The sequence below is a fragment of the Rhizobium sp. PDO1-076 genome (genome assembly GCF_000247475.1).
GTDB lineage: Bacteria > Pseudomonadota > Alphaproteobacteria > Rhizobiales > Rhizobiaceae > Allorhizobium.
The window spans coordinates 13,239-29,407 of record NZ_AHZC01000266.1 but is presented as its reverse complement, the minus strand read 5'-3'; the positions used below and the strand labels follow the sequence as shown (position 1 = coordinate 29,407).

The window sequence follows — 16,169 nt, the reverse complement described above, 5'->3', positions numbered from 1 at the left end:
AAGAGCGGCTCAGGACGAGCCGCGCTTTTCGGCGATGCGCGCCAGCACGAAATCGTGCTCGACATCCCAGAAATCGCCCTTGAAGTCATACGACAATGCGCGATCCGGTGCGTGGGTCCAGCGGAATTCGGCAAGCAGGCTTTCCTTCACGCCAAACACGGCATCGGAATTTATGTAGGGATCGTCCGGATCGAATATATGCGTCACTAAAGTCTCAAAGCCATCGGCCTTGATGATGTAATGCAGATGTGCCGGGCGATAGGGGTGGCGACCGAGCTGCCCCAGAAGCTGCCCGACAGGGCCGTCATCCGGAATGGGGTAAAATTTCGGTTTGACTGCCCGGAACCAGTAGCGCCCGTCGGCGTCCGTTCGAAACACGCCACGCAGGTTGAAATCAGGCTGAATGCCCTGCTGCTGGACATCGTAGAAACCCTCGTCATTGGCCTGCCACACGTCGATGACGGCATTGGCAATCGGATGTCCCGCCGTATCGAGAATCCGGCCCTGGATGAACATATCCTCGCCCTTGGCGTCGAGACATATATTGGCGCCCATTTCCAGTTCGGGTGCGCCTTCGACATGGAAGGGGCCGAGCACCGTGCTCTCCGAGGCACCTGAAGGCTTGCGGTTGTTGATCGCATCGACCAGCATCGACACACCCAGAACATCGGACAACAGGATGAACTCCTGGCGCCATTCGTTGCACATCTGGCCGGTGCGGGTCAGGAACTGGATGGCCTGCATCCATTCGTCCTGGGTCGGTTCGATCTCCTTCACCGCCTCGTGCAGCTTGCGTGTCATGACCTCCATGACCTGCTTCAGCCGCTCGTCGCTGGCCTCGCTGTTGCGGCCAGTGACGACCTCGACGGAATTTTCCTCGGTGAAGAAGCCCTTTTCATGCGCGCTCATCCTGGCCTCACTTTCCCAGAACAGTTGACAGTGCACGGCGCAGCTCCGCAGCCGGATCGGCGATCATGCTTTCCTGGCGCCACGCCACGTGATGATCGGGCCGAACCAGGAGCATGCCGCTGTCGCGGATCTCGCGGATATTGGCCCAGTCACCGGTAAAATCCTGCCATTCCTGGCGCGGACCGATCACATGGACAGCGATCTCGATGCCCAAGGCCTTGCCGAGGTCTGTGGCGGCGTCCACCCATCCCTGCCCGCCAATGCCGGTCAGCACGGTAAACCGGCCATGGCCGGCAAGATCGAGCGTCGAGATCTTCTCGCCGGTGGCGGAAAACACCCAGGCATGCGGCAACCGGGCGCCGGGCCAGCTTGTCTGCTGGAAATGCAGTTCCGGATCCTTCGTGAAAGCCGGCTCCGGTTGGCCGTCGGTAAGAACAGCATCGGAGCGATAGCGTTGGTTCATCTCGACGCCGTGGCAATCGAACTCATAGACTTTATCGGCGATCGCCTTGCGGATGGCAGCGCGCTGTTCCTCGGCGGCCGTCGTGTCGTTGCAGCGGGCATCCATGTTCTGCTGCATCTTCAACGGATCGATGGAATCGAGCAGGCCGAGTGCCTTGAAGATCGGCCCGAATTCCTCGATCGATTTATTGGCGCGGGTGACGATCTGTTTGGCGACTGGCGCGCGTTCGGCCTGATAGCTATCGAGCAGCCGCTCGCCCGCCTTGCCCTTGACGACGAAGGCCAGCTTCCAGGCGAGATTGAAGGCATCCTGGATCGAGGTGTTCGAGCCAAGTCCATTGGACGGCGGATGCCGATGGATCGCATCGCCCATGCAGAAGACGCGCCCGTTCGATAGGGTGGTGGCGTACATGTTGTTGACGGTCCAGGTCGAGACCGACTTGATGGTCATTTCCAGATCTGCAACGCCGACGAGATCGCGCACCACCTTCTTCGCATGCGCCTCATCGACCGAAGGGGCCGGTTGGTTGATGTCGTAGCCCCAGACGATCAGCCACTCGTTCCAGGGCCGGACCATGCGCACCAGTCCCATGCCGATGCCGCCGACATCGGCGCCCGGCTGCAGCACCCAGTAGAGAACCGAAGGACGATGCGCCACATAGCGAGACAGGTCTGCCTGGAACAGGATGTTCATCGAGCCGGCAACGCCCATCTTGCCCTCAAAGGTCAGTCCGGCATGTTCCGCCACCTTGGAGTTGCCGCCATCGGCACCGACGAGATATTTCGATCGGACAGTAAACTGCTTGTTCGTCAGCCGGTCGAGACACGTCGTGGTGACGCCATCGTCATCCTGCTCATGGCTCAGATACTCAGTCGACATGCGCGCCTGGGTGCCGCGTGAACATGCCGTAGTGAACAGCAGTGGCTCCATGAAAGTCTGCGGCAGGTCATTCATATGGCAGGGCGAGGACAAAAGATGTTCGGCGCGCGACAGCGGATGCGTGCCCCAGCTTTTCATCCGGCCGATTTCCTCCCCGTCGATCGCCGTGCAGAAGACATTTTCGCCCATCAGGTCCTGTTCTGTGGCACGCGTATAGCCGTCCTCCTCCACATCACGGCCGAGATCGCGCAGAACCTCCATCGTGCGCTGGTTGGTAATGTGCGCGCGGGGCGTGCTGGCCAGCCATCGGTAGCGGTTGATCACCATGTTCTCGATCCCGTAGCTCGACAGCAGTGCTGCCGTGGCCGAGCCCGCCGGTCCGGTGCCGATGATGAGTATGTCGGTGGTAATGTCAGCCATGTGGCCCTCCCTTGATACTGTGACCCAGCGGTCCGCCCTTCAACCTGCGGCGGACCGGAAATAGCTGGATGCCGGTGCGGTCGGAGAACAGGCCCCAGAGACCGCGTGGCGCGAAAAGCATGATGACGATGCCGATGAGACCCAGCATCAGCAGATACCAGGAGCCGTAATCGGCCAGGATGTTCTGCAGCAGAAAGAAGATGATGACGCCAAGGATCGGCCCCTCAATGGTACCGATGCCGCCGATCACGACGATGAAGATCACATAGGCCGTCCAGTCGACGACGGAGAAGGCGGCGTCCGGCGAAATCCGCGCCTTCTGCAGATAGATCAGCGCGCCGGCGACGCCGGTGATGAAGGCCATCGTGAGGTAGACCATGGCCTTCATCCGCCGCGCATCGACCCCGACGGCGCGCGCCGCCTGCTCATTGTCGCGCACGGCCGCAAGGCCAAGCCCCTGCTTCGAGCGCAGCAGCCTGTAGATGAAACCGATGGTGGCGATCACGAGGATCAGCGCCAGCCAGTAGGTCAGTGCGTCGCTCGCCTGTGCGGCCTTCATTCCGAACAGGTCGCGCATCATATCGACGCCCATCATGTCGCGGGTCGCCTCGCGCGGCAGCGACGTGCCTGTGCCGCCCCCGAGCGCCTTCCACTGGGCGAGAAGCAGCCGGACGACCTCGGCGACGACCCAGGTGCCGATGGCAAAATAAGGACCGTAGAGCCGGAAGGTGAAGAAGGCCGTCGGGATGGCCAGCGCCACCGAGAACAGGCCCGCGATCAGGATTGCCGGCACCGGATCAATGCCGAGCAGGCTGACGCAGCCGAACAGCGCGTAACCGCCAAAGCCGACAAAGACCTGCTGGCCCACGGAGATCAAGCCGGCATAACCGGCTAGAAGATTCCAGTTCTGCGCCAGCACGAGCATGGTCAGGATGAAGAACAGATCCTGGATGATGCCACGCGAGACGATGAACGGCGCGGCGAAGGCGATGATCAGCACCACGACTGCGACAATGACAAACAGCCGCGATGCCCGCGTGCGTGTCTCGACCGTGAATGGGGGACTTGCCATGGTCATTCGGCGGCCTCAATCGACGGCGCGCGGGAAAAGGCCGCGCGGCTTGAACAGGAGAACGACAAGGAAGGCGAGATGCCCCGACAGGATCTGCCATTCCGGATTGATGGCGGCGCCCACCGTCTGGGCGACGCCGAGAATGATGCCGCCGGCAAGCGTACCCCAGAGCGAACCGAGCCCGCCGATGATCACCGCCTCGAAGGCATAGATCAGTCGCGCCGGACCGGATGTCGGGTCGAAATTGGCACGGGTGCCGAGATAAAGTGCCGCGATCGTCACCACCACCATGGCGAGGCCCGTGGCCAGCGCAAAAATGCGCTGCGGCCGAATGCCCATCAGGCCGGCGGTCACGGGATCGTCGGATGTCGCCCGGAAGGCGCGGCCGACGGATGTCCGGTAGATCATCTGGTTGAGAGCGATGATCACGGCGACCGCCGATAAGAAGGTCATCAGCGGCATGACGCCCGCAGTGACCGGTCCCAGATTGACCGAGGCACTTTCCAGGCTGCCTGCAAATACGCGGCGGCTATCGGCGGAGAACCCTTCCAGCAGGCCGTTCTGGATGACAATCGACAGGCCGAAGGTGACCAGCAGCGGCGGAAGGATATCCTTGCCGAGTGTCCGGTTGAGCAGGAAATACTGCAGCCCCCAGCCGATGGCGAACATCAGCGGTGCGGCGACCAGCGCCGCGAGGAACGGATTGAGGCCAAGCCCCGTCACCAGCACGAGGATCAGGAAGGCAGCCAGCACGATCAGGTCACCATGGGCGAGATTGACCAGCCGCATGATGCCGAAGACGAGGCTGAGGCCGGCCGCGAAAAGCGCATAGAGACCACCGAGCAGGATGCCCTGAAGGATCGTATCAAGCCAGTTCATGATGCTCCGCTCCTGGATCGGCCCCGAAATAGGCCTTGTGGATGGCGTCGCGGGTCAGATCGGCCGAGCGACCGGACAGGGTGACGCGGCCCTCCATCATGCAGTACACGCGCTCAGCCACCTTCAATGCCTGGGCGATGTCCTGCTCGACGATGATGATCGAGGCTCCGGTTTCGCGGATGCGCGGGAACGCCGCATAGATGTCACGCACCACGACAGGCGCGAGGCCAAGGCTGATCTCGTCGCAGAGCAAAAGTTCGGGATTGGACATCAGCGCCCGGCCGATCGCCACCATCTGCTGTTGCCCGCCGGACAGCGCCGTCGAGGGATTGTTGCGCCGTTCCTTCAAGATAGGGAACAGGGAGTAGACGCTTTCAAGATTCCATGGCCCTTCGATCTTGCGGCCATACCTGCCGACCAGCAGATTTTCCTCCACGGTGAGTGATGGAAAGAGCTTTCGCCCCTCCGGCACCATGGCGATACCCCGGGCGAGAACGTCCGGAGCCGGCAAAGCCCCGACCGGCTCATTCCGATACAGGATCGATGCCGCCTGATTGGCCAGCACGCCGGCGATGGATCGCATCAGCGTCGTTTTGCCGGCACCATTGGCACCGATAATGGCAATCGTCTCTCCGACACCCACGGTGACGTCAATCCCGAACAGCGCCTGGAAATCACCATACGACGCCGTCAGACCTCTGGTTTCAAGCAGTGCCATCAGACTTCGATCCCCAGGTAGATTTCGCGGACATCCCTGGAGGCCATGATCTGCTCCGGCTTTCCGATGCCGATGACCTTGCCGAAATGCAGCACCAGCAAACGCTCGACGACGGAATTCAGCGCGTGCAGCACATGCTCGATCCAGATCACGGCCACGCCGCGCGCATGGATGGCGCGGATGGTCGCCACCAGCGACCGGCACTCGCCCTCGGTCAGCCCGCCGGCGATTTCGTCGAGCAGCAGCAGCTTCGGTTCCGTGGCCAAAGCCCGGGCCAATTCCAGCCGCTTGCGTTCCAGCAGGCTGAGACTGCCGGCCAGCATGTTCGCCTTGTCGATCAGTCCGGTGTCGACCAGGATGTCGGCGCAGCGATCCGCAACATCCGCTTCGCCGCGCCGCGAGCCGAATGCCCCGGCCACCAACAGGTTCTCGAACACGGTGAGCTTCTCGAAGGGCTGCGGGATCTGGAAAGTGCGTCCGATGCCCGCCAGGCAGCGCGCCATCGGCGGCATGCGCGTCACATCACGTCCGCGAAAGCGGATGGCCCCGCGATCCGTTGCGATATTGCCGGTGATCAGGTTGAACAACGTCGATTTGCCCGCGCCGTTCGGCCCGATGATCCCGAGCGCCTCGCCTTCGCTGACGGCAAAGCTGATCTGATCGGCGACAGTAAGCGCGCCGAACGTCTTGCAGATGCCGTCGAGTTCGAGAATTGCCAAGCCCGTCCCTCCCAGAACAGGCGGGGCCTTTCGACAGGCCCCGCGTCACGTGTCAGCCGATCACTTCCATCTTGCCGCCGACCGGAATATTCGGCGCCGTCTTGTTGTCGGTGATCACAAGATCGTAGCCGCCGCCATCCTTCAGCCGCCACTGGCCGCCAACCAAAGGGGTCTTGGCGATGTTCTTTGCCGCAAAGGGTGGCAGGCCCTTGCCGTCCCAGGCAATCGGCCCGACCAGCGTATCGAGCCTTGTGGCTGCGATCGCCTGCGCCACGATATCTCCATCCGTCGGATCGCCGGCGCGTTTCATCACATCCACGGCCAGTTCGAACAGCGCATGGGCAAAGCCGATCGGCTGCGTCCACGGCCGGCTGGTCGCCTTGGTGAAGGCATCAGCCACCTGCGCGGAGGTCTCGCCGGTCAGAGACGACTTGAACGGATGGCTGGGGGTCCACCAGACTTCGGACGAGAGATTATGCCCGGCAGTGCCGAGCGCTTCCACCGTCTGCGGGAACAGCAGCGCCTTGCCGATCGAGGCGACTTTGGGGGCAAGGCCCTGCTGCTTGGCCTGGTTCCAGAAGGTGGTGAAATCAGGCGGAATGACGACGCCGGTGATGATCTCGCATTGGCCCGACTTGAAGGCATTGATCTGCGCCGAGAAATCGTCGGTCATGTTCTGGTAGCGGCCGGGATCGGTCAGGGTATAGCCCATCTTCTCCAGCACCGGGGGAAAGCCGACAACCTTGTCGCCCCAGGCATTGCCGTCGCCATCGTTCGGGAACAGGCCACCGACTTTTTTGTTCGTCTCGACCTGTGCCCACATATTGGTGAAGACGGCGATGACGTCCTCAAGCCCCCAGAAGAAGTGATAGGCATAGTTGAACGGTTTCCACGAGGTCGGATCGCCGGGATTACCCTGCTGGCCGATGAACCAGGGCTGCCATGGTGCAACCGTGGAAATGCACGGCATTTCCTCCGCCTCGCAGGTCGTCGCCACCGGATTGGTCGTTTCCGGCGTCGAGGCGACGAGGACCAGGTTGACCTCGTCGTCGACGATCAGTTCCTTGGCCACTTCCGCCGCGCGGTTGGGGTTGGACTGGCTGTCCTTGACGACGACCTCGTAATTGAGGCCCATCGCCTTCGTCGTCGACAGGAAGCCGTCGATGACGAACTTGTCGGCCTCGCCAAAGGCCGCGAGCGGCCCTGTCTGCGGGCTGACATAGCCGAGCTTGATGGCCACGTCCTGCGCTACCGCCGGGGCGGCGAGCCCGGATGTTGCGGCAAGGGCGCCGGTGGCCGCGGTCGTTTTCAGAAAATCGCGTCTCGTAAACATGTTTCCTCCTCCCATTGTCCTCTCCTCCCAGAGATTGACGTATCTGCGTTCAGTCTAGGTCGGTCGCCTGCCCTCGTAAGCATCCTGCAGCAGGGCACGGATGGAGGAGCGATCGATCGGCCGCGGGTTCCAGTAGGGGTTCTCGGTGGCGATGCCGGCTGCGCGGTCGAGATCGGCTTCACTCAGCCCCAAATCTCTCAGGGCAATCGGCGCGCCAATCCCCTTGGCGAAATCCCAGAGCCCGCCCCCGACAGAACCGCCGAAAATCTCGGCGACTGGTGCCAGAAGGTCCGGCACGGAGACGGCATTGTAGGCCGCCGTGTGCGGCAACATGATTGCATGCGTCTCGGCATGCGGCGTATCGAAGGTTCCGCCCAGCGTGTGGCAGATCTTGTGATGCAGCGCCATGCCGACCGTGCCGAGTACGGTGCCGCAGAGCCAGGCGCCATAGAGTGCGTCGGCACGCAGGGCCATATCCGCCGGCGCATCTGCGATCTTCGGCAGGCTGGAGCGAAAGGCCCGCAGCCCTTCGACCGCCATCAGCGACGAAATCGGATTGCGGTCCTGCGCATAGAGCGCTTCGACCGCATGTGCCATGGCATTCAGACCGGAGGTGACGCTCATCGCGACCGGCAGCCCCGTCGTCAGCGCTGCGTCGTAGATCACCACTTCCGGCAATATGCTAGCGTGCCGCACCGTCGTCTTGCGCCCGCCCTCCGTCTGGCCGAGGATCGGCGTGCATTCGGAGCCGGCATAGGTGGTGGGAATGACGATCTGCGGCAGATCGGTCCGGTAGGCGATGGCCTTGCCGAGGCCCGTGGTCGATCCGCCACCAAGCGACACGACGCAATCGGCTCCCGTCTGTTTGACGGCAAGCATGGCAGCTTCCGTCACATAGATCGGCGTGTGCATGACCGCCCCGGCAAAGACACCAACGCAAAGTGGACCGAGCCGCGTGGCCAGCGCCTCCGCATCGGCCTTCTGATGGGGCGTCGACAGCACCAGCGCCTTGCGACAGCCAAGCTTCTCGACCCATTCGCCGGTAGAAGCGCTGGCGCCTTCGCGGAAAACGATATGGACCGGGCTGCCGGTGTAGAGGAAATCGCGGCTCATTCGCCCGCTCCCTTTTTCGGTCGCACCATGACGAAGGTAAATTCCAGCCGCCAGCACGGCCCGCCTTTTTCCTGTCGCTCGAACATGCGGACCAATTCCGGCTTGACGCCGAAAATTGCATCCTCGGCCAGATGCGGATCGCTGCCGTCATAGACATGTGTCGTGATCGTTTCGAAGCCTGGCGCCTTGACGATAAAATGCAAATGGGCCGGACGGCGCAACGGATAGCCGGCGCGACCGAGAAGACGACCGACCGGTCCGTCGTCCGGAACGCCGTAGCCGGAGGGCCTGATCGTGCGATAGTGGAAGCGGCCATCCGCACCGCTGCGGAAAAGGCCGCGCAGATTGAATTCCGGCTGCAGATCCGGCTGCTGGTTTTCGTAAAACCCTTGCGCATTGGCCTGCCAAGTGGTGATTTCCGCGCCCGCGACCGGCCCGCCATCAAGATCCACCACACGTGCCGAGACGTCCAGCTTTTCACCGATGCCGTCGAGAGAAATATCGCTACCGGAGGCAAGCTGCGGGACATCGGCACGGAAAAACGGGCCGCGCAGGGTGTTGGGGGTCGCCGTCTTCGGGCGACGGGAATTGATCTCCTCGACCAGGGCCGAGGCGCCCAGCAGATCGGACAGAAGCACCCATTCCTGCCGCCGCTCGTCGCTGGCATGGCCGACATCTGTCAGAAACTCGATGACCCTGCGCCAATCCGCCTGCGTCGGGCGAAGTTCGCGGATCGCGGCGTGCAGATGCGTGACGACGGTCGCCAGTACCTGCGGCAGCACGTCATCCGTCGATTGCGGCAATCGCTGCGCAAAAATCTCGGACGAGTTGGCCTCGCTGAAATTCAGCGCGATGGGACCCGGCGTCATGCGTCTCCTCCAGGGCATTGACTGGTAAAGACAAAACTAGACGATCGCAAAACAACCGTTGATGATTTTATTCCGGGTTAATATACCATATTGTTATGAAGATCGATGAACGCCATCTCGTCCAGCTTGCCGCCGTCGTGAAGACGGGCGGCGTTACCGAGGGCGCCGCTCTGCTCGGCCTGTCGCAGCCGGCCGTATCCCGCACATTGTCGATGCTGGAGGCGCGCATCGGCGAGCCGCTCTTCATCAGGGGGCGCCGGCCGCTTCAACCGACAGCGCTGGGAAGGGCCCTGGCCGACCACGGCCAGACGATGCTGTCTGCATCGCGAAAGGCCTCCGATGTCGTCGAAAGTTTTCGGGTTGGCAAAAGTGGCGTCGTCCGCGTCGGCGGCACACCCTTTTTCATGGACGCTCTGATCGCCGGCATGATTGCCGAGTTTCAGAACCTGTATCCGGACGTCCACATCGACCAGACCTACGGCTACTTTCCAGACCTGCGTTCCGCCCTCCACGCAGACCAGATCGATCTGGCGATATGCCCTATCGACATTCTCGACGAGGGATCCGGCCTCGAATTCCAACAGATCCTGCCCGGCCGCAACGTCGTTGCCTGCCGCGTGACGCATCCGCTGCTGTTGAAGCGGCGGCCGCAGCCGACACATCTGCTGGATTTCCCATGGATCGCACCACCGCCGGGCAGTCCGCTCCTGGCGGACCTGCGCAGCATGCTGCTCTCCTTCGGCGCAACCGAGATCAAGATCCGCTATTCCGGCGGCTCGCTGATGAGCGTCGTCAATTATTTGAAGTCCGCCGACGCTCTGACGATCATGCCCCACAGCGTCGTCTTCGCGTTGCGCAACGAAAAATCGATCACGGCCCTGCCCATCTCTATTCCGCATCCGGAACGCGCCCTAGGCCTGCTCAACCGCTCGGACACCTCTCGCGCACCGGCCGTCGATCACTTTGCCCGCCACATCCGCACAGGTTTCGCCAATCTCAAACATCTGATCAAGCGGCATGAGCAATCGGTTGTCTGGGGCTCGTGAACAAGACGCATGACTTTACGGAATGCCTATGCCGTTTTCCCCTTTGAAGAACGCCTCCTGAGCATTCCGAGCAGGTCATCCAGGAACGTGAATACCACCGGTATCACCAGAAGGCTCAAGAAGGTCGAGGTGATCAATCCGCCGATCACGACGATGCCCATGGGTTGGCGAAAGCTTGAGTCGCCTGAAACAAGACTGAGGGCCGCCGGCAGCATGCCACCGGCCATGGCAATCGTTGTCATGATGATCGGTCGCGCCCGCTTGTGACATGCATCGACCAGCGCGTCGTAGCGAGACATGCCGCCGCGGCGCGCCTCGATGGCGTATTCGACGAGCAGGATCGAGTTTTTGGAGACGATCCCCATCAGAAGAAGCAGACCAATCACAGCGGGCATCGAAAAGCTCGTACCCGTGAGCACGAGTGGCAGAAGGGCGCCGCCGAGTGCCAGGGGCAGAGCCATCAGGATCGTCACAGGCTGTAAGAAGTCATGGAATAGCAGCACAAGAACAGCGTATACGCAGAAGATTCCGATTGCCATTGCCGTGCCAAAACTGGTGAACAACTCGCTCTGACGCTTCAACTCGCCCTGCTCCACGAATTTCACGCCCTGGGGCAGGTTTTGATAGCTGGGCAGTTGGGCCGCCTCCGCCGTGACCTCGGACAGGCTCCTGCCATTCAGTTCGATGGTGAGCGAGACATTCCGCGACCGGTCGAGACGATCGATTTGACTTGGGCTCGAGCCCATGGAGATATCTGCAACAGCGCCGAGCGTCACGTTCCCCTCCAGGCCCTCAACGGGAATGAGAGATATCGCATCGAGGGTCTGCCTGCTGGTTGCATCGAGCATCACCCGGATCGGCACCTGCCGCTCCGGCAGATTGAGCTGGGACAACGCGGCATCATAGGCGCCGGATGTCGCGACCCGAATGGCCTCGGCGATCGCTTGGGACGTGACACCCAGAGACGCCGCTTCCGCCAGGTCCGGCTTTATGGTGACCTCAGGCGCCTGCCTGGCAGCAGACGACGTCACATTGCCGATACCGGAAAGAGTGCGCAAGTCAGCCTCCAGGCTACCGGCTGCCTGCTCCAGCAGATCGGAATCATCGCCTGCCAGGGTGAGAGTGAGCTGTGTACCATTTCCTCCGGAGCCGATTTCCATGCGTATCCCGGGCAGCGTCTCCAGCGCTTGGCGCAAGTCGTCTTCGATTTGCGATTGTTTGACATCGCGGTCGTCGATGGGCGTGAGATTGACCACGATCGTGGCGCTGTCGGTGCTCGAACTCGACGTGCTGTTCATGCCGCCGGTGGATGCTGTGCCCGTTGCCTGGAACACCGAGGTAACGTGATCCACGCCAGCGATGATCTTTGACGCCGTTTGTGCCGCAGCGTCGGTCGTTTCAATCGTCGATCCGGGAGGCGCAGTGATGGAGACCTGGGTCTGTCCATCATCCGACGCCGGGAAGAAGCCCGTGGACAGATTGCTGAGCAGCACAGCCGAGAAGGCCAGGAACCCTGCAGTTCCCAGCACCGGGATCCAGCGATGCCGAAGAGCGCCTTTGACAAGCCAAAGATAGCCACGCATCAGGCGGCCGTCCTCTTCATGCGTCTTGCCGGTTGCCTTCATCAGATATGCAGCCATCATCGGCGTGACCAGCCGCGCCACGACAAGAGAGGCAAGAACGGCGACAGATGCGGTAATCCCGAACTGCTTGAAGATGATGCCGGGAATGCCGCCCATGAAGGCCGTTGGCAAAAACACGGCGACCAGAGTGAAGGTGGTGGCGATAACTGCCAACCCGATTTCATCCGCCGCCTCCATCGCGGCCTCGAATGGGGTCTTACCCATGTTGAGATGCCGCTCGATGTTTTCGATCTCGACAATCGCATCATCGACGAGAATTCCAACGACGAGGGACAACGCCAGGAGCGTGATCGTGTTCAACGTGTAGTCAAGGAGATACATCACAAGGAACGTGGGTATAATCGACAGCGGCAAAGCAACTGCGGCCAGAAGCGTCGCACGCCAATCGCGCAGGAACAGCCAGACAACGAAGATTGCAATGATCGCCCCCTCGTAGACCATGTGCATGGACGACTCATAATTCTGCTCGGTCGGCACGATCGTGTTGTAGGCCTCTTCGATCACGACACGCGGATTGGCTGCTGCAAAAACCTGCATCGCCTCGCGGACATGGTCGGTAACGGCAATATCCGAGTATCCCTTGGAGCGCTTGATCTGGGCCGCAATGACGGGTTTGCCGTTCAGGTATGCAAGCGAGGTAAGATCGCTGTGGGTATCCGTCACTGTGCCGAGTTCGTCCAATCGAACCCAGCTGCCTTTCGGCAGAGGAATTGGCGTTGCGCTCAGCTGATCGGCGCTGTCGGCAGCCGCCAGCGTTCGGACGGACTGGCTTTCACCGCCAACGCGTCCCTTGCCGCCAGAGAGATCGGATTGCACCGCTTCGAGTTGCCCGTTGACGTCATTTGCGGTGAGGCCGAGGCCATCGAGCAGGTTTGCGTTCAGCTCTACCCGGACTTCTCTGTCGACACCGCCCAGGCGACCAACTTCGCCAACGCCATCCACGGCCATCAGCGCGCGTGACATTTCGTTGTCGATGAACCACGAGAGTTCCGCCTCATTCAAGGTGTCGGACCGCACGACATAGGTAATCAGCGGCGATGCGTTCAAAGACTGTTTCGCAACGGTTGGTGCATTCATTTCTTCCGGCAGATCGTCTTGCGCCTGATCGACCGCGCTTTTGACCTCATCCAGCGCTTCCTGCGTGTCTTTTCCGACCTCGAACGCCACGGAAATGCTCACCGAGCCGTCGGTGATTGTCGTGGTGACGGAATCCAGCTGGGTAAGGCCGGTCAGTTCGTCTTCGATCTTGCGTGCCACTTCGGTCTCGAGCTGTGCCGCCGCCGCCCCGTCGAGCGAAGCGCTGATCTCGATCGTCGGAAGATCCATATCGGGAAAGTTCTGGATGTCGAGCCGGTTGAAGGCCCATAGGCCGCAGGCGGTCAACAGAACAAAAAGCAGGATCGGCGGAACGGGATTACGGATGGACCACGAGGAGAAGTTCACTTCGCTTCCTCCATCTTGGACAGTTCGGACGCCTGTGATACCCGAACGACTGAGCCGTCTGCGAGGAATGCACCGCCTGCTGTCACCACCGTATCGGTCTGCTCCAATCCCGAAACGATCTCGACACGGTCATCCTGGCGACGGCCGGTTTCAACCCGCTTGCGCGCGACTGTCGGCTGGTCGGCGTCATTCACGATGTAAACGTAGGAAAAGCCGTCCCGCATGACGACGGCGGTCGCCGGCACCGTGAGTGCATCGGTGCGATCAAATTCAAAATAGCCACTGACCAGAATGCCCGTCTTTGGCGATGGCATGCCTGCATCCGGATGCAAGGTGACATAGACCGTCACCCGACCATTGTCCGTCGATGTCGTCGGCGCGATCAGCCTGACCTCCCCCCTCACCTCGCCGACCGGTGTTGGGATGATCGCCTTTGTGCCTTCCTCTACATTCAGCAGTAACTTGAGTGGCAACTCGGCCTGCCATTCGACCCTGTTCTGTCGGATCAACTTGAACAACTCGTCGCCTGCCGTGACGACCTTGCCCAGGGATGCCGAACGTTCGGAAATCACGCCATCATCGATCGCATAGATCTTGGTACGGTCGAATGTCAGCTGGGCGGATGCCAGGGCTGCACGCGCTGACGCGAGTTCGGCTTTCGCTTTACGCTCCGTGATCAGATATTCCGTGGTCTGCTGGTTCGACAGCGCGCCGGAGCCTGTCAGTCCACGTGCACGGTCAGCGTTCGCTGTCGCTTGCTCAAGATCGGCTTCAGCCTGTTCGACGGCCGCTTGCTGTTGTTCGAGCTCCGCTTGCGCGGTCTCGGGGGCAAACTGCACGAGCAGGTCGCCTTTCTTGACGAAAGCACCGACATCCGTGGAGACATGAATGATCCTTTGCCCGCTGACTTCGGCGGCAATGACCGCCTCATGCCATGCAGCAAGACGTCCGCTTGCCGGAATGGTCACCGGCCATACCACAGCCTCCGGTTTGGAGACGCTGACAGTCAAAGCCGCTGCCTGGGCACTATTCTGTTCGGCTTCCTGGCCTTGGGCCGTCGTGTTGAGCGCAAAACAGGATGCGCAGGCAAGCACAGTCGCGACAGGAAGGAGGGCAAATCTACGCATCAGTGTATTCCGTTGACAGAGGCAATTGCGACGGTATCCGGGGCGGACCATCCGCCTCCCAGAGACTTGTAGAGTGCGATCCAGTACCTGACCGCGTCGCGCCTGATTTCGATGAGGGTGATGGCCGAAGACTGTGCAGAACGCCGGGCTTCTTCACGGTCGAGGATACTGACCCCGCCGGACTTCCAGTTCTTGTCAATCGAGCTGAAGTAGCTCTGATAGTTGTCAGCCGCAGCCTTGGCATCGGCGATCCTCAGCAAAGCTGTATTGACCTGAATGAGCGCCGTCTCGACATCGGCGACAGCCGTCAAGACGCCGGACTTGTAACTTGCGACCGCGATGTCGTAATCCGCGACGGCACTTCTGACAGCAGCTCTTCTTGCCCCGCCGTCAAGCAGAGGGATCGAGAGTGCGGGGCCGAACGACCATGGGATCGAGCGGCCAGTTACGGTTGACTCGCTGATTGAAATCGATCCGCTCAAGCTGAGGCTGGGGTACAAATCTGCTTTTGCTGCACCGACGTCAGCGATCGTTGCGGCGACTTCGGCTTCCAGGGCATTGATGTCCGGCCTCTGTCTCAGCACCTCCGCGGGCACGGACGTTATGCGCAATGCAGATGGCTGAGGAATGCGGCTCTTTCCCTCATCCAGCAGTTTTCTGACGACGAGCTCATCGCCGCCCGTCAGCTGGACAAGCGATTTGACAATGATCTGGCACTCCCCGCGCTGAGCCGTCAGGCTGGACGAGGATGCTGCGGCACTCGCACGGGCAAGTGCCAGATCAGCCGTCGAGGTGAACCCCGAATCCGACGATTTCTCCGTCACGCGGATGGTTTCTCGTTGCGAAGCAAGTTCATCGAGGTAAAGCCATTCCAGTTGGCGGCAAGCGCGATATTGGACATAATAATCGCCGACTTCTGCCGCAACGGACACCCGGGCGTCGTGCCACGACCAGACTTGCCCCTCGGCGCGCAACGCCGCAGCCGCTGCCTCCTTCTTGGTCTTGCCGAAGAGATCAAGCTCCCAGGCGGCATCGAGAGCACCTTCCTTGCTGGTGCCGGCCGTAACCTTGTTGATATCGTCGCCCTTGTTGCCTCCGCGCGTGGCGGAGGCCGAGCCATCAAGCGACGGGAAAAGTCCGGCTCTGGCGCTATCGAGTGTGGCCCTCGCTTTGTCGATATTGGCGACCGCCTCCTGGACGGTTGGGTTCTCGCGCTCCGCAAGGCCCAACAATCCGCTCAGCGCTGGGTCGTTGAAGCTCTCCCACCAGGCCGCCAGATCGGCCGAACGACCGCCATGGGGCAATGTCGCATGCCAATAGGCGGCGACTGCAGACGTCGAAGGTTTCAGTTCGCTCAAGCTCGTGCAGCCGGTGAGCAACGCCACTGTGGCGAATATCGAAATTGAAGAAGGGACTATGCGCATGGGATCCGTGCCGCCTCGAAAGCTGTCGGCCGCACTATAGGGATCGCGATGTTAATGTCGGTCAAGAACATGTAAAGTTAGGTAAAAGTGCTGTATTTGCGGACTGAAGGCC

The 16,169-nt window shown here is 61.2% G+C and carries 13 protein-coding genes; 1 reads left to right on the top strand and 12 read right to left on the bottom strand.

Going from position 1 to position 16,169, the window contains the following annotated elements; genetic code table 11:
• Positions 1-9: 9 nt before the first annotated feature.
• From PDO_RS14710 to PDO_RS14670, 9 genes are read right to left on the bottom strand one after another with little or no spacing between them, the layout of a single operon-like run.
• Positions 10-909 carry an intradiol ring-cleavage dioxygenase gene (locus PDO_RS14710; RefSeq protein ID WP_007603184.1) on the bottom strand — a complete coding sequence of 300 codons (900 nt, stop codon included), beginning with the start codon at positions 907-909 and terminating at the stop codon, positions 10-12.
• A gap of 7 nt (positions 910-916) precedes the next feature.
• Positions 917-2,671 (bottom strand): FAD-dependent oxidoreductase, encoded by a 1,755-nt coding sequence (locus PDO_RS14705; RefSeq protein ID WP_007603182.1) that lies wholly within the window; start codon positions 2,669-2,671, stop codon positions 917-919.
• A complete protein-coding gene (locus tag PDO_RS14700) occupies positions 2,664-3,749 on the bottom strand; it encodes a branched-chain amino acid ABC transporter permease (protein WP_007603180.1) in 1,086 nt (361 codons plus the stop codon). The genes PDO_RS14705 and PDO_RS14700 overlap by 8 nt, the downstream gene beginning before the upstream one ends.
• 9 nt (positions 3,750-3,758) lie before the next feature.
• Positions 3,759-4,622 (bottom strand): branched-chain amino acid ABC transporter permease, encoded by an 864-nt coding sequence (locus tag PDO_RS14695; RefSeq protein ID WP_007603177.1) that lies wholly within the window; start codon positions 4,620-4,622, stop codon positions 3,759-3,761.
• Positions 4,609-5,340, bottom strand: coding sequence for an ABC transporter ATP-binding protein (locus tag PDO_RS14690; RefSeq protein ID WP_007603176.1), 732 nt, complete (start codon positions 5,338-5,340; stop codon positions 4,609-4,611). The genes PDO_RS14695 and PDO_RS14690 overlap by 14 nt, the downstream gene beginning before the upstream one ends.
• Entirely contained in the window at positions 5,340-6,059 is a 720-nt protein-coding gene (locus PDO_RS14685; protein ID WP_007603174.1) for an ABC transporter ATP-binding protein, read from the bottom strand. The genes PDO_RS14690 and PDO_RS14685 overlap by 1 nt, the downstream gene beginning before the upstream one ends.
• Positions 6,060-6,111: 52 nt before the next feature.
• Positions 6,112-7,392, bottom strand: coding sequence for an ABC transporter substrate-binding protein (locus tag PDO_RS14680; protein ID WP_007603172.1), 1,281 nt, complete (start codon positions 7,390-7,392; stop codon positions 6,112-6,114).
• A 54-nt stretch (positions 7,393-7,446) separates the two neighbouring features.
• Positions 7,447-8,505, bottom strand: coding sequence for a maleylacetate reductase (locus PDO_RS14675; protein WP_007603170.1), 1,059 nt, complete (start codon positions 8,503-8,505; stop codon positions 7,447-7,449).
• Positions 8,502-9,374: a dioxygenase family protein gene (locus PDO_RS14670; protein WP_007603169.1), complete on the bottom strand. Its 873-nt coding sequence runs from the start codon at positions 9,372-9,374 to the stop codon at positions 8,502-8,504. Before PDO_RS14670 ends, PDO_RS14675 begins: the two co-directional genes overlap by 4 nt.
• A gap of 95 nt (positions 9,375-9,469) precedes the next feature.
• On the opposite strand from PDO_RS14670, the gene PDO_RS14665 reads away from it, so the two are divergent.
• Entirely contained in the window at positions 9,470-10,420 is a 951-nt protein-coding gene (locus PDO_RS14665) for a LysR family transcriptional regulator (protein ID WP_007603167.1), read from the top strand.
• 26 nt (positions 10,421-10,446) lie between these two features.
• On the opposite strand, the gene PDO_RS14660 is transcribed toward PDO_RS14665, so the two are convergent.
• The 3 genes from PDO_RS14660 to PDO_RS14650 are packed head-to-tail and all read right to left on the bottom strand — an operon-like array spanning position 10,447 to position 16,057.
• Positions 10,447-13,506: an efflux RND transporter permease subunit gene (locus PDO_RS14660; RefSeq protein WP_007603165.1), complete on the bottom strand. Its 3,060-nt coding sequence runs from the start codon at positions 13,504-13,506 to the stop codon at positions 10,447-10,449.
• Entirely contained in the window at positions 13,503-14,633 is a 1,131-nt protein-coding gene (locus PDO_RS14655; protein ID WP_007603163.1) for an efflux RND transporter periplasmic adaptor subunit, read from the bottom strand. Before PDO_RS14655 ends, PDO_RS14660 begins: the two co-directional genes overlap by 4 nt.
• Complete coding sequence (locus tag PDO_RS14650) at positions 14,633-16,057, bottom strand: efflux transporter outer membrane subunit (RefSeq protein WP_007603161.1); 1,425 nt, start codon at positions 16,055-16,057, stop codon at positions 14,633-14,635. The genes PDO_RS14655 and PDO_RS14650 overlap by 1 nt, the downstream gene beginning before the upstream one ends.
• Positions 16,058-16,169 lie beyond the last annotated feature (112 nt).